This window comes from Klebsiella sp. BIGb0138 (assembly GCF_004342285.1).
GTDB lineage: Bacteria > Pseudomonadota > Gammaproteobacteria > Enterobacterales > Enterobacteriaceae > Klebsiella.
The window spans coordinates 15826-39466 of sequence record NZ_SMCV01000008.1; the positions used below are offsets into that span (position 1 = coordinate 15826).

General features: G+C 59.1%; 21 protein-coding genes. 14 read left to right on the forward strand and 7 right to left on the reverse strand.

Translation table 11 applies throughout. From position 1 onward, the window contains the following. Window positions 1-32: 32 nt before the first annotated feature. From EDF73_RS17615 to EDF73_RS17630, 4 genes are all read right to left on the reverse strand, one after another. A complete protein-coding gene (locus EDF73_RS17615; protein WP_132730367.1) occupies window positions 33-488 on the reverse strand; it encodes a PTS sugar transporter subunit IIA in 456 nt (151 codons plus the stop codon). Continuing rightward, on the reverse strand, window positions 485-1849 hold the full coding sequence (locus EDF73_RS17620) for a PTS transporter subunit IIC (RefSeq protein WP_132730368.1): 1365 nt from the start codon (window positions 1847-1849) through the stop codon (window positions 485-487). Before EDF73_RS17620 ends, EDF73_RS17615 begins: the two co-directional genes overlap by 4 nt. 3 nt (window positions 1850-1852) lie before the next feature. Continuing rightward, on the reverse strand, window positions 1853-2134 hold the full coding sequence (locus tag EDF73_RS17625; protein ID WP_132730369.1) for a PTS sugar transporter subunit IIB: 282 nt from the start codon (window positions 2132-2134) through the stop codon (window positions 1853-1855). A 154-nt stretch (window positions 2135-2288) separates the two neighbouring features. Then, on the reverse strand, window positions 2289-3041 hold the full coding sequence (locus EDF73_RS17630) for a helix-turn-helix transcriptional regulator (protein ID WP_132730370.1): 753 nt from the start codon (window positions 3039-3041) through the stop codon (window positions 2289-2291). Between the two features lie 213 nt (window positions 3042-3254). Between EDF73_RS17630 and EDF73_RS17635 the strand changes: the two genes are divergently transcribed. From EDF73_RS17635 to EDF73_RS17650, 4 genes are read left to right on the forward strand one after another with little or no spacing between them, the layout of a single operon-like run. After that, window positions 3255-5354 carry a TonB-dependent siderophore receptor gene (locus EDF73_RS17635; RefSeq protein ID WP_243655234.1) on the forward strand — a complete coding sequence of 700 codons (2100 nt, stop codon included), beginning with the start codon at window positions 3255-3257 and terminating at the stop codon, window positions 5352-5354. Between the two features lie 2 nt (window positions 5355-5356). Beyond that, window positions 5357-6214, forward strand: a complete 858-nt coding sequence (locus EDF73_RS17640; protein ID WP_132730372.1) for an iron-siderophore ABC transporter substrate-binding protein — start codon at window positions 5357-5359, stop codon at window positions 6212-6214. Continuing rightward, window positions 6207-8192 carry a Fe(3+)-hydroxamate ABC transporter permease FhuB gene (fhuB, locus tag EDF73_RS17645; protein ID WP_132730373.1) on the forward strand — a complete coding sequence of 662 codons (1986 nt, stop codon included), beginning with the start codon at window positions 6207-6209 and terminating at the stop codon, window positions 8190-8192. The genes EDF73_RS17640 and fhuB overlap by 8 nt, the downstream gene beginning before the upstream one ends. 31 nt (window positions 8193-8223) lie before the next feature. Next, complete coding sequence (locus EDF73_RS17650) at window positions 8224-9816, forward strand: cyclic peptide export ABC transporter (protein ID WP_132730374.1); 1593 nt, start codon at window positions 8224-8226, stop codon at window positions 9814-9816. 78 nt (window positions 9817-9894) lie between these two features. On the opposite strand, the gene EDF73_RS17655 is transcribed toward EDF73_RS17650, so the two are convergent. Next, window positions 9895-10656, reverse strand: coding sequence for a transporter substrate-binding domain-containing protein (locus EDF73_RS17655; RefSeq protein WP_132730375.1), 762 nt, complete (start codon window positions 10654-10656; stop codon window positions 9895-9897). A gap of 315 nt (window positions 10657-10971) precedes the next feature. On the opposite strand from EDF73_RS17655, the gene EDF73_RS17660 reads away from it, so the two are divergent. From EDF73_RS17660 to EDF73_RS17690, 7 genes are read left to right on the forward strand one after another with little or no spacing between them, the layout of a single operon-like run. Beyond that, window positions 10972-11841, forward strand: a complete 870-nt coding sequence (locus EDF73_RS17660; RefSeq protein WP_132730376.1) for a MurR/RpiR family transcriptional regulator — start codon at window positions 10972-10974, stop codon at window positions 11839-11841. A gap of 36 nt (window positions 11842-11877) precedes the next feature. Beyond that, window positions 11878-12462 (forward strand): D-alanyl-D-alanine dipeptidase, encoded by a 585-nt coding sequence (gene ddpX, locus EDF73_RS17665; protein ID WP_132730377.1) that lies wholly within the window; start codon window positions 11878-11880, stop codon window positions 12460-12462. Between the two features lie 2 nt (window positions 12463-12464). Next, complete coding sequence (locus EDF73_RS17670; protein ID WP_165905742.1) at window positions 12465-14021, forward strand: ABC transporter substrate-binding protein; 1557 nt, start codon at window positions 12465-12467, stop codon at window positions 14019-14021. A 59-nt stretch (window positions 14022-14080) separates the two neighbouring features. Beyond that, on the forward strand, window positions 14081-15100 hold the full coding sequence (locus EDF73_RS17675) for an ABC transporter permease (protein WP_132730379.1): 1020 nt from the start codon (window positions 14081-14083) through the stop codon (window positions 15098-15100). Between the two features lie 3 nt (window positions 15101-15103). Then, on the forward strand, window positions 15104-15994 hold the full coding sequence (gene ddpC / locus EDF73_RS17680; RefSeq protein ID WP_165905743.1) for a D,D-dipeptide ABC transporter permease: 891 nt from the start codon (window positions 15104-15106) through the stop codon (window positions 15992-15994). Beyond that, window positions 15994-16980 (forward strand): ABC transporter ATP-binding protein, encoded by a 987-nt coding sequence (locus EDF73_RS17685; protein WP_132730381.1) that lies wholly within the window; start codon window positions 15994-15996, stop codon window positions 16978-16980. Before ddpC ends, EDF73_RS17685 begins: the two co-directional genes overlap by 1 nt. Then, a complete protein-coding gene (locus EDF73_RS17690; RefSeq protein WP_132730382.1) occupies window positions 16973-17935 on the forward strand; it encodes an ABC transporter ATP-binding protein in 963 nt (320 codons plus the stop codon). The genes EDF73_RS17685 and EDF73_RS17690 overlap by 8 nt, the downstream gene beginning before the upstream one ends. A gap of 71 nt (window positions 17936-18006) precedes the next feature. Here EDF73_RS17690 and EDF73_RS17695 read toward each other — a convergent pair whose 3' ends face one another. After that, the gene (locus EDF73_RS17695) at window positions 18007-19527 is read right to left on the reverse strand and encodes an aldehyde dehydrogenase family protein (protein WP_132730383.1); all 1521 of its coding nucleotides are present in this window, start codon (window positions 19525-19527) and stop codon (window positions 18007-18009) included. Window positions 19528-19777: 250 nt separating this feature from the next. Here EDF73_RS17695 and EDF73_RS17700 point away from each other — a divergent pair, with 250 nt between their 5' ends. Together EDF73_RS17700 and EDF73_RS17705 are read left to right on the forward strand one after the other, a co-directional pair. After that, entirely contained in the window at window positions 19778-21580 is a 1803-nt protein-coding gene (locus tag EDF73_RS17700) for a sigma-54-dependent Fis family transcriptional regulator (protein ID WP_132730384.1), read from the forward strand. A gap of 179 nt (window positions 21581-21759) precedes the next feature. Then, window positions 21760-21939 (forward strand): hypothetical protein, encoded by a 180-nt coding sequence (locus EDF73_RS17705; protein WP_132730385.1) that lies wholly within the window; start codon window positions 21760-21762, stop codon window positions 21937-21939. Between the two features lie 63 nt (window positions 21940-22002). Here EDF73_RS17705 and stpA read toward each other — a convergent pair whose 3' ends face one another. Beyond that, window positions 22003-22404: a DNA-binding protein StpA gene (gene stpA, locus EDF73_RS17710; RefSeq protein ID WP_132730386.1), complete on the reverse strand. Its 402-nt coding sequence runs from the start codon at window positions 22402-22404 to the stop codon at window positions 22003-22005. A gap of 731 nt (window positions 22405-23135) precedes the next feature. Here stpA and alaE point away from each other — a divergent pair. Then, on the forward strand, window positions 23136-23585 hold the full coding sequence (gene alaE / locus EDF73_RS17720; RefSeq protein WP_132730388.1) for an L-alanine exporter AlaE: 450 nt from the start codon (window positions 23136-23138) through the stop codon (window positions 23583-23585). Window positions 23586-23641: the final 56 nt, after the last annotated feature.

Here is a 23641-nt window from a genome sequence, read left to right on the forward strand (position 1 = left end):
CGGCATCACCGTATGGCACCCATCGTTTTATCTTACTGCGTGACGACGGCATCGGTGAACACTTTTGCAATCTCCTCTGGCGCCATTTTAACAATATCGTTAACGCGATCGCGATCGGCCAATAATGCGAATAAGGATTGGATAATTGCCACTTTTTCGCAAGTTTTATCGATAGCCATCATCACCACAATCTGCGGCACGACGGCCTCTTCCGGCTCATCGGTGCGCTGGAAGGTCACGCCGGCCAGATTGATGCCGATGGCAAAACCGGTCTGGTTAACGTACTCAAACTCGGTATGCGGGATCGCGACGCTATGGGTTTCCATAAAAATCCCCGTCGGGTAAACCTGCTCCCGGGTCAACACGCCGTCGATAAAGCCCGGCTTCACCAGACCATCCGCCAGCAGACTGTCCGCAAGGCGGGTCAGTAGGGCCGTCCGACTCACGGACTCGTTAAAGGTCACGACACGCTGTGGGCTAAACATCATTTCTCCGCCTCCACGCTGGCCTGCGCCAGCTGTTCGTTTTCCTGCGCCAGCTTACGTCGGTTCCACAGCACCAGGGCGATGGTGCACAGGGTCAGGATCCCCACGCCTATCTCTTTTAAATGGAAGCTCTGGATAATGGCCCACGGCAGCATCGCTCCGGCATAATCCACGCTACTGATACTGGTGGTCCCCTGCGGCAGGGAGAAACCGGTGCTCACGGCGGTGCTGGTGACGATCGGAGCCAGGCTGGTGCCAATCAGCAGCGCCAGGCTCAGGGTCAATATCCCGGTCAGCAGCGTCCGGAACATGTCGCCGCGACACACCGCGGTCACCAGTACAAAGGCGAACGGTAAACCGGTCAGGGATGCAAAGGGCAGGAACTGGTTCCCCGGAATAATCGCCGCCAGTACCAGCATCACCGGAATCATCAGCATCGAAACGGACAGCGTCACCGGGTGGCCAACGCTGACGGCAGAGTCGAGGCCGATAGCAATTTTACCGAACGACCCGGCGCGTGACTGGGCAATCTCCTGAATACGTTCACTGATCGGATAGACCCCTTCCATCAGCATTTTCGCCATTCGCGGAATAATGGTCATGACCGCCGCCATGGTAATCGCGGTTTGTAAAATCGCTTTCACTTCAATACCGGCAATAATACCTAACAGCGCGCCGATAATCGCCCCCAGAGAAGCCGGGTCGCCAAGAATGGATAAGCGTTTTTGAATCACTTCGGTATCAATTTTAATATCGCGAAGCAGCGGAATACGGTCAACAATGGCATTCACCAGCCACGCCGCCGGAACAAATGAGGCGGAGAAACCGTGGGGTACCGAAATTGAAGGAAGATTTAAATATTTCTCGACATCGCCGCTGGTACGATCGGCAATCACCATCGTAATAATACAGTTAATCCCGGCGGCGAAAATACCCAGCCACAGGCTATCGGTAATAATCGTTACCAGCGATCCGGTAAACGCGTGGTGCCACAGGTTCCAGATATCGACATTCAGCACCCGGGTCGTTTTGCTGTACAGCATCAGCACGTTAATCGCCACGCATACCGGAATCACCAGGGCGCCGACGCGCGTCCCCATCGCCACCGCAGCGGCGGCGGGCCAGCCTACGTCCAGCACGTTGAGGTTAAGGCCGAAACGCTCCACCAGCGCGTGGCTGACGGGGGTCAGAGAGTCAATCATCAGATTGACGGTAATACTTAAGCCGATAAAACCGATCCCCACCATTAATCCGGCTTTCAGCGCTTTACTGAGCGACAGACGTAATATCAGACCGAGGAGCATAAATATCAGCGGCATCATCACCGATGCGCCTAAGCCGACGATGTAATCAACAATAAACATGGTTTAACCCTCGGCGAGAATTAATTCTTTCACGCTGCTGAACACTTTATCGGTACCCATGCCGGTTAACAGCGGCAGAGCGTTAATGACCGGAACAGAAAGATCGACGGGCGAGGTTGAAACAATAAAATCAATATCATCACGCGTTTTTGCTTCCGCCACGGTTCCTTGAGAAATACGGACTTTATCGAGGAGATTCTCTTTTTTCAGAAAGTCCTGCAGTTTATTCAGCGCCACGGTGCTGGTCGCTACGCCTGCGCCACAGCAAATCATCATGTGTTTCATGAGTGTTCCTCTCAGTTTAGGTTGAGAGAATTAAATCACGACGGCAGATTGAGAATTGTGATCAGTGTGTAATTTTACACACTGAGTACACATAAGAGGAGATTAAATAGATAATTCATTGATAATAATAAATATTTAATTGAAGGCGTATCCGTTACCCTTTCACACCCGCGGCCTGAATATAGCGCTGCGGCGACACGCCTAGCTTTTTGCGGAACATAGCGATAAAGGCGCTGGCGCTGGCATAGCCCAGCTCATGCGCCAGTTTGCCGACCGTCACCCCGCGGGCAAGATTACACACTGCCTCCAGCAGACGGATCTGCTGGCGCCACTCGGAGAAACTAAGATCGGTCTCTTCGCGGAACAGGCGCGCCAGCGTGCGTTCGCTGGCGCCGACCTTTTGCCCCCACCACGCCAGCGTGGCCGTATGGTCCAGCTCGCGGCACAGCGTATCGCACACCTGGCGTACGCGCCGGTCGCTGGGGAGGACCACATGGCAGAGCATGCTGGCCGGTAAGCGAGCAAGTTCATCGCTTAACAGCGCGTAAATCAGCGCCTGCCGTTGTGCCGGAACACCTTCTTCCAGGCCTGCGGCAAACAGCGTATGCAGCAACGGCGTCGCCGTCAGACCGCGGCACTGAACGCCAAACTGGCGCGAGACCTGAGGGGTTAAATAGAGATTCTGCGTCACCACATGGTCAATCGCCTGCAGACCATGCGACAAACCGCCGGGCAGCCAGATGGCGCGCCCGGGCGACAGCAGCCAGATATGCTGCGGGGTGACAACTTTCGCCACTCCGCGCAGCGGATAAATTAGCTGGCCCTGTTCATGTTGATGAACCGGCTCTTCGCTGCCCGGGGTATATTTCAGCTGGCGCAGCCCTTCAATAGCGTGCTGGATTGTCATCTTCACCTGCCTTTGTCCGATTCTCACCATTTATGAGCACTGCTGCGTATAGAGACAACTTTTGTCCGAATGGCGACATCCAGGTGGCCAGTCGCGCCATTCTGCCACGGACGGGCTTCTCTTTTAAAGTTGAATAATTATCATTTCCACCTAATTCTAATAACAGTCGGAAATGCTATGAGACAGATTGGCAAGTTTCTCAGGGATAAACCGTTGAAAGTACTGGCATGTACGATCATCGCAGGATACAGCGGGCAAGCGTTTACTGCAGATAGCGGGCAGGATAGCACAAAAGAACAGACGATGGTGGTCACCGCCGCGGCCGACTCCCAGGGCCAGGATGACGAAAGTAATATCGTTGCGCATAACGCGACGGCGGGCAGCAAATCCAGCCAGCTGATCGGCCGGACGGCGCAAAGTATTGCCGTCGTCACCCAGGCGCAAATCGAAGACCAGGCGGCGAAAACGATCCCGGAAGCGCTGCGCTACGTCTCCGGCGTCTCGTCGGAAAGCTCCGGGCCGGATACCCGCTTTGACACCATTCTGGTGCGCGGATTTGAAGCCGACGAGTATCTCGACGGCCTGCGCCTGCCGCGCGAAGCCTGGTGGAGCCGGCCGGCATGGGATCCGTTCCTGCTCTCGCGTATCGAAGTGGTCAAAGGCCCGGCCTCGGTACTCTACGGCCAGGCCAACCCCGGCGGGATCGTCAACATGGTGAGTAAAACCCCGCAGGCCGAACCCGGCGGCCAGGTGTATGTCACGACCGGTAATAACAACCTGTTCGCTACCGGATTTGACGTCACCGGGCCGCTGAACGCTGACAAAACGCTGCTGGGTCGCGTCGCGGGTACCTTCTTCGACAGCGAGACCCAGGTCGATCATACCCGCTATCAGCACTATGACATCGCCCCCTCGTTGACCTGGCAGCCGAGCGATCGCACCAGCCTGACCCTGCTTGCGCAGCTGCGCAAAGACCCGGACAGCGGCTTTTACAACCAGATGCCCATTTCCGGGACGCTGACGCACAACCCGAACGGGCAGATCTCCACCCACTTCTACGGCGGGCAGCCCGATTTTGACAAGTATGAACGCGAACAGGGCAGCATCGGCTATCAGTTCCGCCATGACTTTAACGACACGGTGACTTTCCGTCAGAACCTGCGCTATATCAGCAGCACCGGCGACTACCTGATGGTGTATCCGTGGGGCGAGCACGCCGACGCGCCGCTGATTGACCGCTATTCGATGAACCTGAAAGAGACGATGGTCAACTTTGCGGTGGATAACCAGGCGGAGTTCCATTTGCAGAGCGGGCCGATCGCCCACACGCTGCTGGCGGGAATCGACCGGATGCACAGCTCGGTGCGCAGCCAGGCAGGCTACGGCGACGCGAGTCCGATCAACTATCGCGATCCGGACTACAGCACCCCGGTCGAAAAACCGGCCTTCGACAGCAATACCCACTCCACCATGGATCAAACCGGGTTCTATTTACAGGATCAGCTGGAGTGGAACCGCTGGATCGTGAACCTCGCCGGGCGCTACGACGCGGCCAAAACCAAAAGCACCGACCTGCTCACCGATAGCCGTAGCGAACGTAACGATTACGCCACCACCGGCCGCGCCGGGCTGCTCTACCACTTCGATAATGGCCTGGCGCCGTACGTCAGCTACTCGACATCGTTTGTGCCCAGCAGCAACACCGATTTCTCCGGCCACGCCTTTAAACCAACCGAAGGCAAACAGTCGGAGATTGGCCTGAAGTACGATCCGGTCGGTCTCGACGCGCTGTTTACTCTCGCGCTGTTTAACCTGCGTGAAACCAACGTTGCGACCCCGGATCCGGATCATGCCAACTTCAGCGTGCAGACCGGCGAGATCCGCTCCCGCGGGATCGAAGTGGACGGCAAAATCAACATCACCCCGGCCTGGTCGCTCCTCGCATCCTATGCGCTAACCGATCCCAAAGTCACCAGCGCCAACGACGGTAGCGAAGGTAAACATCCGGTAGGCATTTCCCGGCACAGCGCCAAACTGTGGACCCAGTACGCGCTCAGCGGCCCGCTCGACGGTTTCTCGCTGGGCGGCGGCGTGCGTTATGTCGGCAGCAGCTACGCGACCACCGATAACAGTCTGAAAGTCCCTGCGGCGACGGTTTACGATGCGCGCATTGGCTATCAGTGGCGCGAATGGGGCGTGGCGCTTAACGCCGCCAATCTGACCGATAAAACCTACCTCGCCTCATGCCAGGACAACGGCTGCGAATATGCGATGAAACGCCAGCTGGTGGCCACCGTGAACTACAAGTGGTAACGATGCTCTCACGACGCCGGTTATTAACGGCCGCTCTGCTGGCCCCCGCCCTGTCGTGGGCCGGCAGTACGCCGGTGCCACGGCGGCTGGCGGTACTGGACTGGGGGCTGACGGAGATGATCCTTGCCCTCGGCGTGACGCCAGCCGGCGTTTCGGCGCCGGACTGGTATCGCAAACTGATCCCCACGCCTGCTCTGCCACAGACGGTGCAGGACCTGGGGCTGCTGTTCCAACCCAATCTGGAAACGCTGTATGCCTTGCAGCCGGACACCATTGTGATCACCCCCCAGCATGTTCTGTTAAAACCCGCGCTGGCTCAGATCGCCCCTCTCCTGACGCTGCCGGCCCATGGGCTAAGCGCCTTCATCAGCGCCACCCGGCAGCTGGGCGGCGCGCTAAACCGTGAAGCGCGGGCGGCAACGCTGCTCGCCCACCTGCGCCAGCAGCTTGCCCGCGCCCGCGGCTACGCGCCCGGTCTGCAGCAGCCGGTGCTGTTCGCCGCGCCGGTGGACGCCCTGCATCTGCGGCTGTATACCGCCGGCAGCCTGCCGGGGGATGTACTGACGGCCTGCGGGATGCGCAACGCCTGGCGCGACGGCGGCGGTGCGGAAGGCAACGTCCTGGTGGAACTGACCCGCATCGCGAGCGTTGACGCCCGGCTGATCCTGCTGGTGGCGGCGGACCAGCAGGAGGCGGTCGCCCGCTGGCAGCAAAGCCCGCTCTGGCGACGTTTGCCGCTGACCTCACGCTATCCGATCGCGCTGATTGAGCAACCCATCAGCGATGCCGGAGCGCTGATCACCGCCGGGCGTTTTGCCGATATTTTCAGCCAGCTGATGGCGGGGTGGCGCGATGCATGAGCCCTTTTCCTGCCGCCTCTCCTGGGGCGTTATCGGCGGACTGTGGTTGGTTTCGCTGCTGCTGGCGGGCAGCGATGTACTGCATCAGGGCGGGTTTGCCGCGCTGTTCAGTACCCACAGCGGGCAGCCGACGGCGATTATCCTGCACAACATGTGGCTGCCGCGTCAGGGGATGGCCATTATCGGCGGGGCCACGCTCGGACTGTGCGGCTGGCTGATGCAGCGCGCGCTGCGCAACCCACTGGCGGAGCCAATCACCCTGGGCATGACCTCCGGCGCGACGCTGGCGATGGGGCTGGCGTCGCTATGGCTGCCGGCGCTCAGCGGCGGAACCAGGATGGGGGTCATTATCGGCGGCGAGCTGACGGCACTGCTGCTGGTGCTGCTTCTCAGCTGGCGCCAGCGCCTCTCGCCGCTGGTGATGATTCAGGCCGGGATGATGATCAATTTATGGTGCGGCGCGCTGACGATGCTGATCGCCATCATCAACGATCGTTTCCTGCTGACCGTGCTGATGTGGGGCGGCGGTTCGCTGGCCCAGGAGGACGGCCATCTGTTGCTGACGCTGCTGCCGCGGCTGGCGCTGTGCCTGGGGCTGCTGTTGCTGCTGTTGCGCCCGCTGGAACTGCTGCAGCTGCCGGAAACGATGGTCACCAGCCTTGGCGCTTCGCCGCTGCGGATCCGCGCGGCGGCGGTATTGCTGGCGCTGGTGATGAGCGCGCTGATCGTGAACGCCGTCGGGGTGATTGGCTTTATTGGCCTCGCCGCGCCGCATCTCGCCCGTTTTGGCGGAGCGCGCACCTCGCGCCAGCTGCTGCGGCATAGCGCGCTGCTCGGCGCGGGTCTGCTGTGGTTTACCGACCTGTGCGTCTCCCGGGTTTCGCTGCTCAACGGCCAGCTGCTGCCGGTGGGGATGTTGACCGCGCTGACCGGCGGGCCGCTGCTGATCCTGCTGGCGCGCCATGCCCGCCAGCACGCGCTTGATACGGCGCCGGCGCCGCGGGCGGCGGCGTATTCCGCCAGCCGCTGGGTGCCGTGGGCGACGGCGTTCGCCCTGCTGCTATCCATCGTGGTCTCGCTGTTTTTCGGCCACGGGCTGACGCATTGGCACTGGGCCCATTCGGCGGAAATGGCTCAGCTCCTGCCTCTGCGGCTGCCGCGCCTGCTGGCGGCCATCAGCGCCGGCGCTCTGCTCGCCGGGGCGGGCGTACTGATGCAACGGGTAAGCGGCAACCCGCTCGCCAGCCCTGAAGTGCTGGGTATTGGCGGCGGCGCGGCGATGGGAGTAACCGTTTATATTCTGCTGTTCCCCACCCACGGCAGCGCTTTTTTGCTGCTCAGCAGCCTCTGCGGCGCGCTCATCAGCCTGCTGCTGACGATGTGGAACAGCCGCAGCAGCGCCTTTAATCCACAGCGGGTGCTGCTCAACGGCGTGGCCCTCAACGCGCTTTGTCAGGCGGCGGTCAGCATTGTCATGCTCAATAACCTCGCCGCCAGCTCAGTACTGCTGCCGCTGATGACCGGCAGCACCTATTACATCAGCGCGCCGCTGGCGCAGGCACTGTTTATCGCCACTCTGCTTCTGCTGGCGCTGACGCCGCTGCTGCGCCGCTGGCTGACCCTCCTGCCGCTCGGCGGCGTTGCCGGTTCACTGGGCGTCTCCCTGCCCCGCGCCCGTTTTGGGGTGCTGGCGCTGGCGGCATTGATGACCGGACTCGCTACGCTGCTGGTCGGCCCGGTGTCGTTTATTGGCCTGCTGGGGCCGCATCTGGCACGTAAAGTCGGCGTCAAAGGCGCGCTGGCGCAGCTCTACACCGCCGCGCTGCTGTCCGCCTGGATCATGACCTTCGCCGACTGGCTGGGGCGCAATGCGCTCTATCCGCGACAGCTGCCGGTCGGGCTGGTGGCATCGCTGATCGGCGTCCCGCTGCTGGTCTGGCCGTTGATGCGCGCGAAGCGCCCGCGCGGCGGTGAATAACAAAGAATAAGCCATGAAAAAGGAATTCCGCATGTCGGTTCTATTGATGTTGTTTCGTATGGTCGGCGGCTGGCTGCTGCTGGCAGTGGTTGCCGGGTTAATCAGCGGTTTTAGCAATGCATCGCTGCTGGCGATGATTAACCACAGCCTGACGCTACCCCAGGCGCAAAGCGGGCTCGGGCCGGGGGTACAGTTTGCGCTGCTGGCCCTGCTGATGCTGGCGACCCGGGTGATTTCGCAGACCACTTTTATGTATCTCGGGCAGAAAGTGAAAGCGCGGCTACGTGGCGAACTGACCCGGCACGTCAGCGAGACCCGCTGGCTGGCGCTGGAGCGCGCCGGGATGGCGAAAACGGTCTCGGTGCTGACCCAGGATCTCGATACTCTGGTGGTATTTTTCGTCAGCCTGCCGAATCTGTTTATCTATGGCGCGGTGATCGTCGGCTGCCTGGTTTATCTCGCCACCCTCTCGGTCGGCGTCCTCGCGCTGGCGCTGGCCGCCATCGCCCTCGGCACCCTCGGCTATCGCGCCGCCCACGGCCGGGCCATCGGTCTGCTGCGTCAGTCGCGGCAGCGAGAAGACACCCTGATTCAGCAGTGCAAAAAGCTGTTCGATGGCGGGCGCGAGTACCGGCTGAATGCCTCCCGCCGCCGTCAGTTTGTCTATGGCGAGCTGGCTGACAATATTGAGGCCGTCCGCCAGGAGCGTACCCGCGGCTATATCCTGTACGGACTGGCCACCAGCTGGGGCAGCATTCTGTTTTTTGCCTTTATCGGCCTGGTGCTCTTCGGCCTGCGCGAGTCGCTGACGCTTTCGCCGACGGTGATCACCGGCTATGTCATGATCTTCCTCTACATGATTGTTCCGGTTGAAGGGGTACTGTCGTCGCTGCCGACCATCGCCAGCGCCCGGGTGGCGCTGCAGCGGGTCCAGCAGCTACGTGACGACCTGCCGCCGGAGCAGCCGCAGCGCCGCTTGCCAGCGGAGCCTTTTCGCTCTCTGACGCTAAGCGAGGTGCGCTATCAATACCAGGGGGAGGACGGCGAACGCTTTACCCTCGGGCCGTTGAATATGCAGTTTACCCCCGGCGAGCTGGTGTTTGTCGTCGGTGGCAACGGCAGCGGCAAAACCACCCTCGCCAATCTTCTGGTGGGCCTTTATCCGCCGGACAGCGGGGCTATTTTGCTGAACGGCCACCCCGTTGCCGCCGACCAGCAGGAGGCCTATCGCCAGCTGTTCTCGGCGGTATTCAGCGACTTTTTCCTGTTCGACGACGTGGCGTTTGTGCATGAACGAACGCCAGAGCAGGTTAACCGTCTGCTGCAGTTGCTTAAGCTCAGCCATAAAGTGCGCTTTCAGGACGGGCGCTTCTCCACCACCGCCCTCTCGCAGGGGCAGCGGAAACGGCTGGCGCTCCTGCAGGCGTGGCTGGAGGAGCGGCCGCTGTACCTGTTCGATGAGTGGGCCGCCGATCAGGACCCGGAGTTCAAAGCGGTGTTTTACCTTGAACTGCTGCCAATGCTGAAGGCCGAAGGCAAAACCATCATCGCGATTACCCACGACGACCGCTACTTTCACCTGGCGGATCGGTTGATTAAGCTGGAGTCGGGGCAGATGATTTAGCCCGCATTCTGCCGGCGAGAAATGCGGCCTGTTCGCCAGCTGCACCTTGCCGGCCGGCAAGGTGTTCGCCGCCGGCGCCTATTCGTGAATCTTCCACTTTTGTTTGAGGATATTTTTATCCTGGCTATCCAGCCACTGGTTGACCTTCTCCAGCAGCGGCTGATTATCTTTGCTCATCATATAGACTTTAAAGCTGGCGGTCCCCGGAAACGGCTTATCGGTCGCGACGCAAAAGACGCCGGGCTCTTTGTTCGCGTAATAGACTCCCTCAATCAGGTCGGTAACCATCATATCGGCGGTTTTCTTGCGCAGCGCGTCGAGGTTATCGACGTTATTTTTCACCCGAACGATCTGCGCATGTTTGATATGGGCATCAACATAGCTTTGGTTGGTGCCGCCGGGATTCACAATCACCTTCACATTCGGCCGGTCTATCTTTTCGAGGCTACCCAGCGCCGGCGCCGCCATACAGTTGGCGAGAGCGATTTTTCCGTTTGCCACCACCGGATGGCTTAAGGCGAAATCGTTAGCCCGCGGCGGGGTTTCGGTGACGCCCCCCATGGCGATATCAAATTTATCGGCCTTCAGGTCTTCAGAAAGCGTCGGCCAGCTGGTGAGCACAAAGGTGACCTTGAGGCCCAGTTTCTGACCAAGGTCTTTTGCCATATCCACGTCATACCCCCGCAGCTCCCCGGCTTCGTTGCGATACGCCAGCGGCGCGTAATCTCCCGGCACCCCGATCTTCAGCTCGCCGCTGTGTTGAATTGCCTGCATATCGCGCGCCTGGCTGCTGCAGGCGAGGCTGGCGAATATCAGGGCAATACAGACCTTTACGTTCATACCATCGTCCTTATTAATGAGTCAGTTACGTTAACTCTGCGTGAAATACATCCGCCTGTTTTCATTTTTTGCCGGCGGATATTCATGACAACTTTGTTAACCATATGTTTTATTTTTGTGATGCACAACCAGGAAACGTTGCACCTTCATTGTGCATATTTTGCTGAAAATCTACGCTCATCATTCGCCTGCCTCCAGCCTTTTCCCTGCAATACCGCTAATGACGGTGTTCCGCAAGAGCTGGCATGCATCGTGCTTTGTTAGCTGAGTAACACAATGATGGTCCATGAGAGCGAAATATCATTGAGGGCGAGTATGAACGAGAGCGACGGGCTGTTTCGCATCATCGAATCGACATTTAACCAGCTTACGCCGAGCGAAAAGCGCATCGGCAGCTGGCTGCTGAGCCATCGACAGCATATTCCCTTTGAGACGGCCGACAGCATTGCCCAGGCGACCGGGACCAGCGGGATCACCGTCGGCCGCTACCTGCGCAAGCTCGGCTACCGTAACCTCGACGATGTCAAAAACAGCCTGAAAGATCGTGCGCCGGTGCCCTATAAACATTGGGGCGTTATCGACCGCCTCGACTTCTGGGCGCAGCAGCAAACGCAGCCCGATCGCGCCAGCCTGTCGCTGCAGATGGAGCTGGATGCTATCCGCTATGTTTACCAGCTGGCGCAGGAAGAGACCTTCGCCCGGGTCAGCGAGCAGATTGCGCAAGCCGATGCGGTGATGGTGCTCGGCATCCAGTCGACGCGCGGCCTTGCCAACACTTTTTTTAGCCATCTCGAATATTTGCGCCCGCGCGTGACCTATGCCGACGGCAGCTCCGGTAGCTGGCTGGAGTCCCTGAACTCCGAATATGAACGCCCCTATATCGTCCTTACCGATACCCGCGCCTACTCCAGCGCCGCCCGCCAGTTCTGTCGGGTGGCCGCCGACCGCGGCATCGCGACCGCGCTGGTCACCGATATCTGGTGCCCGTGGGCCCGCGACTATCCGGTCGACCTGCTACAGGTCAAAACCGATACCGGTCATTTCTGGGACTCTCTCGCGCCCATCAGCTGCCTTTTCAACCTGCTGCTCTCTGCGGTCGTTGAACGCCTCGGTCCCTCGCTGTCGCGGCGTCTGGCGGAGAACCGGGCGCTACAGCAGGAATTTGGTCAATTTGAACGTGAATAAGCGCCTGCTCGCAGGCTCCAGGACAGGAAATAACAGATGAATCAGCAACTCACCCTGGTCGATATCCGCGCGCGGTTCCCGGCGCTCCCTATCGATCTCAAGTACGCCAGCGCCGATAACATTACCGGTCAGCCTATTTATAGCGAAGCCCGCTGCCTGCTGCACCCGGACGCGGCGGCGGCGTTGGAAAAGTCGCTGCGCATTGCGCAACGGGCTGGCCTGACGCTGCTGGTTCTCGATGCCTATCGCCCGCAGCAGGCACAGCAGCTGCTGTGGAACGCCTGCCCGAACCAGGATTACGTGGTGCCGATTGCGCTGGGGTCGAACCACAGCCGCGGTACCGCTATTGACGTGACGTTGCTCGATGAAAACGGCCAGCCGCTGGATATGGGCACCGCCTTCGATGAGATGAACGACCTGTCTCACCCTTACCATCCGGCGGTCCCCCAGGCCGCTCAGCGTAACCGCCTGCTGCTGAACGCCATTATGTTTGGCGGCGGCTTTAAGGGCATTTCCACGGAATGGTGGCACTTCGAATTACCGGACGCGGCCGGTTATCCGCTCCTTGACGATGTTTTCGCCTGCCTGTCCCCAGCCAAGACTGACGGAGTAATTCCATGAAAATGATTCGCACCCCATCCGTAGCTTTTCGCCCACTGCTGCTGGCCGTCGCGCTGGCGGCGGCCGTCGCTCCGACCTATGCCGCGGTCCCTAAAGATATGCTGGCGATCGGCAAAGCCGCCGATCCGCAGACCCTCGACCCGGCCGTCACCATTGATAACAACGACTGGACGGTTACCTATCCGGCCTATCAGCGGCTGGTGAAATATAAAACCGACGAGGGGAAAGGCTCTACGGACGTCGAAGGCGAGCTGGCCGAAAGCTGGCAGGTCTCTGATGACGGTAAAATCTGGACCTTTACGCTGCACAAAAGCATGCAATTCGATGACGGTTCACCGGTGACCGCCGAGGCGGTCAAACTCTCGTTTGAACGGCTGATGCGCATTAAGCAAGGCCCTTCGGAAGCCTTCCCCACCGGGCTGAAAATTGATGCCGTGGACCCGACGACGGTACGCTTCACCCTGCCGGAGGCCTTCGCTCCGTTCCTCCATACTCTCGCTAATGACGGCGCGTCGATCGTCAATCCGGCGGTCCTGAAGGCCCACGCCGCCGACGACGCCCGCGGCTGGCTGGCGGAACACACCGCCGGCTCCGGCGCCTATATGCTGCAACGCTGGCAAAAAGGCCAGCAGCTGGTGCTGGTGCCCAACCCGCACTATAGCGGCCTGAAACCAACCTTTAAGCGGGTGACGGTGAAAATTATCGGTGAAAGCTCCGCCCGTCGTCTGCAGTTGACCAAGGGCGATCTGGATATCGCCGATGCGCTGCCGGTAGACCAGTTCGCGGCGCTGAAGAAGGAGGATAACGTCGCGGTGTATGACTATCCGGCGCTGCGCGTGACCTACCTGTACCTCAACAACAGTAAAGCGCCGATGAACCAGGTCGATTTACGTCGCGCAGTCTCCTGGGCCACCGATTATAAAGGGATGGTCAGCGGGATCCTCGGCGGTAACGGTAAACAGATGCGCGGCCCGATCCCTGACGGCATGTGGGGCTTCGACGCCAGCGCCATGCAGTATTCCCTCGATATGGACAAAGCCAAAGCGGCGCTGGCCAAGGTGGCGGATAAACCGAAAACCCTGTCATTCCTCTACTCCGATAATGACCCTAACTGGGAGCCGATCGCGCTCTCCACCCAGGCCAACCTGCAGGCGCTGGGGATCACGGTGAAGCTCGAAAAACTGGCTAACGCCACCATGCGCGAGCGGATTGGTAAAGGGGATTACGACATCGCCATCGGTAACTGGAGCCCGGATTTCGCCGACCCCTACATGTTCATGAACTACTGGTTTGAGTCGGATAAGAAGGGGCTGCCGGGTAACCGCGCGTTCTATGTCAACCCGCAGGTTGACGCGCTGCTCAAGCAGGCCGTCTCCACCACCGATCAGGCGCAACGCACCAAAGATTATCAGGCGGTGCAGAAAACGGTGATCGATGAGGCCGCCTATGTCTATCTGTTCCAGAAAAACTACCAGGTGGCGATGAACAAAGAGGTCAAAGGCTTCGTCTTTAACCCGATGCTCGAACAGATCTTCAATATTGCCGAAATGCACAAATAGCGCGCCGTATCTTAACCTTGTCATGCCGGGCCGTCGCAGGCCCGGCAGAGGACGTCATCATGAGTTTCTGGGGTTTAATCCGACAACGCAGCTGGGGGCTGGTCCTCGTCGTCGCCGGCGTATGCGTGATCACCTTTATTATTTCGCACCTCATTCCCGGCGACCCGGCGCGGCTGCTGGCAGGCGACCGCGCGAGCGATGAAATCGTGCAGCATATCCGCCAGCAGCTGGGGCTGGATTTGCCGTTATGGCAGCAATTTTTTCACTATGTCGGCGCGCTGTTGCACGGCGACCTGGGGACCTCCATCCGTACCGGCCGTCCGGTGCTGGAAGATTTAAAAACCTTTTTCCCGGCGACCCTGGAACTGGCGATCTGCGCCCTGTTTATCGCGCTGGTGGTCGGCATTCCGCTGGGCGTGCTCTCGGCGGTATACCGCAACCGCTGGACCGATCATCTGGTGCGCCTGATGGCGCTGACCGGAATTTCCACCCCGGCGTTCTGGCTGGGTCTGGGGGTGATCGTGCTGTTTTACGGCAAGCTGAACTGGCTGCCGGGGAGCGGACGGCTTGACGACTGGTTTGACCCACCGACCCACATAAGCGGTTTTTATCTGCTTGACGCGCTGCTGGAAGGGAACCTCGAGGTCTTCTTTAACGCCCTGCAGCATCTGATTCTCCCCGCCGCCACGCTGGCCTTCGTTCATCTGGGGATTGTCGCCCGGCAAATTCGTTCCGCCATGCTGGAACAGCTCAGCGAAGACTACATCCGCACCGCGCTGGCCAGCGGCCTGCCGAAGTGGACCATCATCATACGCTATGCCCTGCCTAACGCGCTGATCCCGTCGGTTACCGTGCTCGGGCTGGCGCTGGGGGATCTGCTGTACGGCGCGGTGCTGACCGAAACCGTCTTTGCCTGGCCCGGGATGGGGGCCTACGTGGTCTCCTCAATTCAGGCGCTCGATTTTCCGGCGGTGATGGGATTCGCCGTGGTGGTGTCATTTGCCTACGTGCTGGTCAACCTGCTCGTCGACCTGCTCTATTTGTGGATAGACCCGCGTATGGGTCGGGGAGAAAACTAAGTGATGATAACTCAGGAGCGCCCCGGCGTTATTGCCAAAAGCGGCCGCAGCCACGTGTGGAAGCGCCGCCTGTGGCTGGTGCGTAAAAGCCCGCTGACGCTGATCGGCGGCGCCATTATGTTGATCATGCTGTTCCTGATGATCTTCTCGCCGTGGCTGGTCCCTCACGATCCCAACGCCATCGATCTCACCGTCCGCCTGCAGGCGCCGTCGCTGAACCACTGGTTTGGCACCGACGAAGTGGGGCGGGATCTGTTCAGTCGGGTGCTGATCGGCAGCCAGCAATCGATCGCCGCCGGACTGGCGGTGGTGCTGATCGCCGGGATCAGCGGCTCGCTGCTGGGCTGTCTTTCCGGGGTCCTCGGTGGGCGCAGCGATGCGCTGATCATGCGGCTGATGGATATTATGCTGTCGATCCCTTCGCTGGTGCTGACAATGGCGCTGGCCGCGGCGTTAGGCCCGAGTTTATTCAACGCGATGCTGGCGATCGCCATCGTGCGGATCCCGTTTTACGTCCGCCTGGCGCGCGGACAAACGCTGGTCGTGCGTCAGCATAGCTTCGTTGAGGCCTCCGTGACCTTCGGCGCCTCCCGCTGGCACCTGATCAGCTGGCATATCCTGCGCAATGCCCTGCCGCCGCTGGTGGTACAAGCTTCGCTGGATATCGGCAGCGCCATTCTGATGGCGGCGACGTTAGGCTTTATCGGCCTTGGCGCCCAGCAGCCGACCGCCGAATGGGGCGCCATGGTGGCAAACGGCCGTAATTATGTTCTCGATCAGTGGTGGTACTGCGCCTTCCCGGGCGCGGCGATCCTGATCACCGCCGTCGGGTTTAATCTCTTTGGTGATGGGATCCAGGATTTACTGGATCCGAAATCAGGAGGGCGCAGTTAATGAGCAGCCGGGTTCTGACTATCGATAACGTCCGTTTGAGTTTTCCCGTCTACCAGGGCGAAGTGCATGTCCTGAATGCGGTCTCGATGCATATTGACCGCGGTGAAATTGTTGGCGTGGTGGGCGAATCCGGTTCCGGTAAATCCGTCACCGCGATGCTCGCGATGCGCCTGCTGCCGCCGGCAAGCTATCAGATTCACAGCGGCCAGGTGACTCTGCTGGGCAACGATATTCTGCAAGCATCGGAAAAAGAGATGCGCGATATTCGCGGGCGCAAAGTGGCGATGATTTTTCAGGAACCGATGACCGCGCTGAACCCGACGCGACGGATCGGCAAACAGATGGTGGACGTTATTCGCCAGCATCGCCCGCTCTCCGCCCGCGCGGCGCGCGCCAGGGCGGTCGCGCTGCTGGCCGATATGCAGATCGCCGACCCGCAGCGGGTGATGGAACGCTACCCTTTCGAACTGTCCGGCGGGATGCGCCAGCGGGTGATGATCGCCATCGCCTTTTCCTGCGAACCTGACCTGCTGATTGCCGACGAGCCCACCACCGCGCTGGACGTCACGGTGCAACGCCAGGTGCTGCGTCTGTTAAAACAGAAAGCGCAGGCTACGGGAACGGCGGTGCTGTTTATCAGCCACGACATGGCGGTGGTCTCCCAGGTCTGCGATCGGCTGTACGTCATGTATGCCGGGGCGGTCATCGAAAGCGGCATGACCGCACAGGTGCTGCATCATCCCCTGCACCCTTACTCGGTAGGCCTGCTCAACAGCGCGCCGGATAACGGCGCGCCGCGATCGCTGCTGCGCTCGATTCCCGGAACGGTGCCGAATCTGGCTCATCTGCCGGGCGGCTGCGCCTTTCGTGAACGCTGCTTCGCCGCCGGCGAGGCCTGCGCAATCACTCCGCCGCTGCGCCCGATAGCGCAAACCGGGCAGGAAGCGGCCTGCTGGTATCCTCAACTGGAGAAGGCGCATGTCTGAGATGCTATTAAAACTGAGCGACGTCCATCTTAACTTCCCGGCGCGCAAGAACTGGCGCGGGAAAGTCGTCGAACGCGTGTATGCGCTAAATGGGCTGGATATTACGGCATATCGCGGAGAAACGTTGGGTATCGTCGGCGAATCGGGCTGTGGAAAGAGTACCCTGGCGAAGCTGCTGATGGGGATGCTTAAACCCTCTTCCGGGCAGTTTGAACGCCGCAAAACCGCCGATGCCGGGCACGCCAGCGGGAGCATGCAGATGGTCTTTCAGGACCCGCTCTCCTCGCTGGATCCGCGGCTTCCCGTCTGGCGAACCATCACCGAGCCGGTATGGATCCAGTCCCGGCCCAGCGAGAAGGCGCGGCGCGAGCTGGCGGAACGACTGGCGCTGCAGGTTGGCCTGCGTCCGGAGTATCTCGATCGCCTCCCGCACGCCTTTTCCGGCGGCCAGCGTCAGCGCATTGCGATTGCCCGCGCGCTGTCGGCGAAGCCGGACATTATCGTGCTCGATGAACCCACTTCGGCGCTGGATATTTCGGTACAGGCGCAGATCCTGAATCTGCTGGTCGAGCTGCAAAAACAGCAGAACCTGACCTATGTCCTGATCTCCCATAACGTTTCCGTCGTGCGCCATATGAGCGACCGCGTGGCGGTGATGTATCTCGGGCAAATCGTCGAGATGGGGGCGGCGCGCCAGGTCCTCGACGCCCCGGCTCATCCCTATACCCGGCTGCTGATGGAGTCGGTGCCGCGTATCGGCTCGGCGTTAGGGGAAGCGCCACGTAATACCGAACTGCCCGGCAACCGTCATCTGCCGGAGGGCTGCTACTTTCGCGAGCGTTGCCCCTTCGCCAGCGCAGGCTGTGAAAAACCGCAGCCGCTGCGTGCGCTGGCTAACGGGGCCTCGGCCCGCTGCTGGAAAGCGGAAGCGATTGCCAGCGGCGCTGCAAACTAAAAAACCCGCCACCTTACGCGCAGGTGGCGGGTTTTATCTGCCGATCACACGGTGAACGAACAGATGGTCAATCAGAACAGGCCGAGCGGCGCGGTCCCGTAGCTGACCAGCAGGTTTTTGGTTTGCTGATAGGCGTCGAGGGCCATTTTGTGGGTTTCACGGCCAACCCCCGACTGCTTATACCCGCCAAAGGCAGCGTGAGCCGGATAAACGTGATAACAGTTGGTCCAGACGCGACCGGCTTTAATTCCCCGCCCCATGCGATACGCCAGGTTGCTATCGCGGGTCCAGACCCCTGCGCCGAGACCAAACTGGGTCTCATTAGCGATCGCCAGCGCTTGCGCTTCATCCTTAAAGGTGGTGATACCAATCACCGGGCCGAAAATCTCTTCCTGGAAGCTCCGCATGTCGTTGCGACCTTTAATCAGGGTCGGTTGAATGTAGTAGCCGCTATCCAGCTCTGCGGTAATGCTGGCGCGCTCGCCGCCGGTCAGGATCTGGCCGCCTTCCTCCCGGGCAATCTTGATGTACGACAGGATTTTATCGAACTGCTGGCGTGAGGCCTGAGCGCCGATCATCGTATCGGTGTCAAAGGGGTCGCCCCGGCGAATCTGAGCCACTTTCGCCATCACCCGTTCCATAAACGGCTCGTAGATAGACTCATGGATCAGCGCGCGCGACGGGCAGGTACATACCTCGCCCTGGTTGAAGAAGCCGAGAACCAGCCCTTCCACCGCCTTCTCGATAAACTCCTCTTCGCCGTCCATCACGTCGGCAAAATAGATGTTCGGCGATTTGCCGCCCAGCTCAACGGTACATGGGATAATGTTTTCCGCCGCGCAGGCCAGAATATGCCGCCCGACCGGGGTAGAGCCGGTAAAAGCAATCTTGGCAATGCGCTTGCTGGTCGCCAGCGCCTCGCCGGCTTCCTTCCCGAAACCTTGTACTACGTTCAGTACCCCCGGCGGGAAGAGATCGCCGATAATCTCCAGCAGGAGCGTGATGCTCAGCGGCGTCTGTTCCGCCGGTTTAAGCACCACGCAGTTTCCCGCCGCCAGCGCCGGGGCCAGCTTCCACGCCGCCATCAGCAGCGGGAAGTTCCACGGAATAATTTGCCCGACCACGCCCAGCGGTTCGTGGAAGTGATAGGCCACGGTGGTTTCATCAATTTCCGCCGTGCTCCCCTCCTGGGCGCGCAGACAGCCGGCAAAATAGCGGAAGTGATCCACCGCCAGCGGCAGATCGGCATTCAGCGTCTCGCGAACCGGTTTACCGTTATCCCAGCTTTCCGCTATCGCCAGATACTCCAGGTTTTCCTGAATGCGATCGGCCACCTGTAGCAGCAGGTTCGAGCGCTGCTGTACCGACGTTTTGCCCCAGGCCTCTGCCGCACGGTGCGCGGCATCAAGGGCAAAGTCGATATCTTTGGCATCAGAGCGGGGAAATTGTGCAATGTCGCTCCCGTCCACTGGGGAGGTATTCATAAAGTATTCGCCGCCGAGCGGCTCGACAAATTTGCCGTCAATATAGTTACCGTAAGCGGACTTGAATGAAACCAGGGCGCCCGGCTTGCCAGGATGTGCATAACGCATCGCAATCTCCTTCTGTAGGGTTGAGGCGCAGCGGCGTATTGGTCTTTTGCTGTTGCCTGCTGCACAGAAGCTAATGCAGGGCTTATGCCAGATTTGTGGGTGGATAAAATAAATATATTATTCAATGTGTTGTTAGCTACACCTTCTCTTCCTCAGCACCGAATGTCGCTTATGTGTCGCAAATCGCAACACATAAGAAACTATAAAGCTACAATGTTGCAACATAGCAAAATCGACCATGAGGTGCTCCGTGCGAGGCAATTCGTTTACCCTCGATCCCGAGGTGAAAACCAATCCGTTGCTCAGCGATTCCTGGTTTCGGAGCCAGCGGTATGGCCTGGAACCGACCACGGATGATTTTCCTCGCCTGCGCGCCAGCGAGCTGGCGGATGCGCTGGCCAGCCATACCCAGCTACAGCAGCTTACGCAGCCGGTGGTTAACACCCTGTCACGCAAGGTGGCCGACCTCCAGTCGGTGGTGATCCTCTCTGACGCCAGCGGCCTGGTACTGCAAACCTTTGGCAATATGCACGCCATGCAGAAAGCGCAGAGTTTTGCCCTCGCTCCGGGAAACGTGTGGAGCGAAAGCGGGCGCGGCACTAACGCTATCGGTACCGCGCTGGCCATCGACGACAGCTGTGAAATCGACGGCCGCCAGCACTTTCTGACCAGCAACCAGGATCTCTATTGTGCCGCGATGCCGGTGCAGAGCCCTGACGGACAGATTGCCGGGGTGCTGGATATTTCCGGCCCGGCCCACTTCCCTCACCCCCACACCCTGGCGTGGGTGCAGGCGGCGGCAAAACAGATTGAATATCTATGGGTGAAACAGAGCTTACACCCACAGCAATGGCTGATGAGCCTGCACGCGCAGCCCCACAAACTCGATAGCGTTGAAGAGCTGCTGCTGGTCTTTTCCGATAACGTACTGACGGCCGGCAACCGGCTGGCCATGCGCGAACTGGACCTCGATAGCAAACAATTAGGGAAAATGACCTTCCAGCAGCTGTTTCCGCAGCTGGCGCAAACCGCCGTCAGCATCCCACTGCCGCTCACTACCCGGCGGCAAAGCTATTATTACCGTTTACGCGCGCCGGCCCGGAGCAGCGTGGCGGTACCGGTTCCGGCGCCGGTGTCGGTGCCGCCCCCCGCCCCCGACCTGCCTTTCACCAGCCCGCGCGAAGGGGAAAAAATGGTGCGCCTGCTCAATGCCGGCATCGCGCTATGTATTGAGGGAGAAACGGGGTGCGGGAAAGAGTTTGTCAGCCGTACGCTCCATCGGCACAGCCGCTGGCGCAGCGGTAAATTTGTGGCCATTAACTGCGCCGCCATACCGGAATCGCTGATTGAATCCGAGCTGTTTGGCTATCAGCCGGGCGCCTTCACCGGCGCCAGTAAAAACGGCTATAGCGGTAAAATTCGCGAGGCTGACGGCGGGGTGCTGTTCCTCGACGAGATCGGCGATATGCCGATGCTGCTACAGACCCGGCTGCTACGGGTACTGCAGGAAAAAGAGGTCACTCCGCTCGGCGCCAGCCAAAGTTCACCGGTCAACTTTGCGCTAATTTGCGCCACCCACCGTAACCTGACGCAGCGCGTAGCTGACGGCACGTTTCGCGAGGACCTGCTGTATCGCCTGCGTGAATTCGCACTCACCATTCCGCCGCTGCGGGAATGGCCAGCGCTGCCGGCCTTTATCCAACAGCTGTGGCAGACGCTCGGCGCCGAACAGCGCCGCGTGCAGCTGGCGCCTGCGCTTCTGGCGCACCTGTCGCTCCAGCCCTGGCCTGGCAACGTGCGCCAGCTGCAAAGCCTGATGAAGGTGCTGCTGGCGCTGGCTGATGATGGCGACAGGCTAGACGTGGATGATTTACCCGCCGAATATCGCCCCCGCCCTGCTGTCACCCCAGCCCGTGGACTCCAGCAGCACGATGCCCAGCTGATTGCCGACACCCTGACAACCTACAACGGCAACATCAGTAAAGCGGCGCAGGCCCTGGGCGTCGCACGCAGTACGCTCTACCGCCGCGCCGCACGTAGCGGAAGAAAGTAGCGGAACGGCGTCACTGACAAGATCGCCTGCGGCAGACGAGCGAGTCACCCATCGATGTCACGCGGTGGTTGCCCGGATGCCTGCTGACGCCTACCCCTTCAGCTCAGTTGTACATTGATATTTAGCTGGGCTAAGGTGAACGTAGCGTTATTCATTCATCAGTACAGAGGAGAACAGCGATGTATTCACCAGGCGATCTGGTTCAGCCGCGCGCAGGCGGTCCAAAACTGAAGGTTGTAGCAGTCGACGAAGATCACATCGTCGTCGTACAGGCCAGCAATGAGCAGGGAGAGAAATATACTCTGAAGTCGGCTGACGTCACGCCTTATAAAGAAGAAGGCGATTTTGGCGTTTGCTAATATAAACGGTGGGTAGCCCCACCGTTATTTCCAGGCCATTATTTCGACGATCGTCGACAGCCATTAAATCAGGAAACTTTCCAGCGTTGCGCCTGCCGCTATCGCACGGGCAATCGGCTTTGGCATCCGCCCCTGACCGGTCCAGGTTTTCTCGGCACCGGAAAAATCAGTGAAACGATATTTTGCCGGGCGCGGCTGGCGTCTTTTCACCGCCTTCGGCTGACCCGCGTTCTGCGTCACCAGCTCATCAGGCGTAATGCCGTCCGCCATCATCAACTCCAGCCAGGTATTAATTTTCTCCTGGTATTCAGCTTTCTGCTCACGGGCAGCCAGCTGTTCTGAACGTTTTTCTTCAGTGACGATCCTAAGCTTTTCCAGCATTTCTTCAAGCACGTCAATGGAGAATTCACGCGACATCGCTCGCAGTGAGCGGATATTATTCAACTTCTGTAACATTAAAGACATAAATAATCAAACGATCCCAAATTGCAAATAAGACAATACTACCGGGACACTTTAATATATGAGGGTATATATTGCCACCTTTAATAGAATTAATTAAATATATTCCCCGCCAGCAACTTTAATTCAGCGACGAATGACTACGGCGCGCAGATAATTAAGACCAGGGATTAATCAGCCGGTAGTCTGAATAGAATAAAAAGCCGTCGAAATAACCTCAGCCTCTATATTACCTGTATGGTCAGCAGGTTAGCAGGTTAGCAGGTTAGCAGAATATCTTGCGCAGGCATGCCAGCCAATAGCAGGCTATAAATGAATGAACATGCACAAAAGTCGAATATGCAACTACAACAAAAAACAGAATCTAATGCTGAATTAACCGGCAAAACGGCATAAATAATTCTAAAAGCGATCTCCATCACGCTGAAACGTGCGTTCGGGCTAAAATCGCCCGTTACCTCCTCTCCGCCCTACCCGCCACGCGGCAACAGAAAAATAACAACATATTGATATATAAACAAAAAATACAAATACAGAGCGAAAGTAGCGCAAGGGACACAAAACGAGCTTCCACAGAGTATTTTATCGACAAAAAGCCAATAAATAAAAATTTATAGCTAGTTGCCACTTTCAATGCAGAGATATAATCTACGCACATCAAAACAGGCAACCCAAAACGCTGCAAAAGCGCGTATTTTTTGGCGTAACAAACTTCATTTTCGAGGAGCATACCGATGTTCTCTGCGCAGTCCCGCTTGCGTCATGCGGTAGCAGACACCTTTGCAATGGTGGTTTACTGCACCGTTGTGAACATGATGATCGAAATTTTTCTCTCCGGAATGACTTTTGAGCAGTCGTTATCTTCACGCCTGGTGGCAATTCCGGTGAACATTATTATCGCCGTTCCCTATGGCTTTTACCGCGACCGCGCAATGCGTCTGGCGCGCCATATCAGCCCTTCCGCCGGGATGAAGAATATTGCCGACGTTGTGGCCTACGTGACTTTTCAGTCGCCGGTGTACGTCGCGATTTTGTTTGCCGTGGGTGCTGACTGGCATCAAATAGCCGCAGCGGTAAGTTCCAACATCGCGGTATCGATGATGATGGGGGCGGTTTACGGTTACTTCCTCGATTACTGCCGCCGACTGTTCCGCGTCAGCACCTACCAGCAGGCGAAAGCCTGAGCCGCTAAACTATCCGCGACTGGCTCACGCCAGTCGCTGAAAATGTCCCCCGCCTC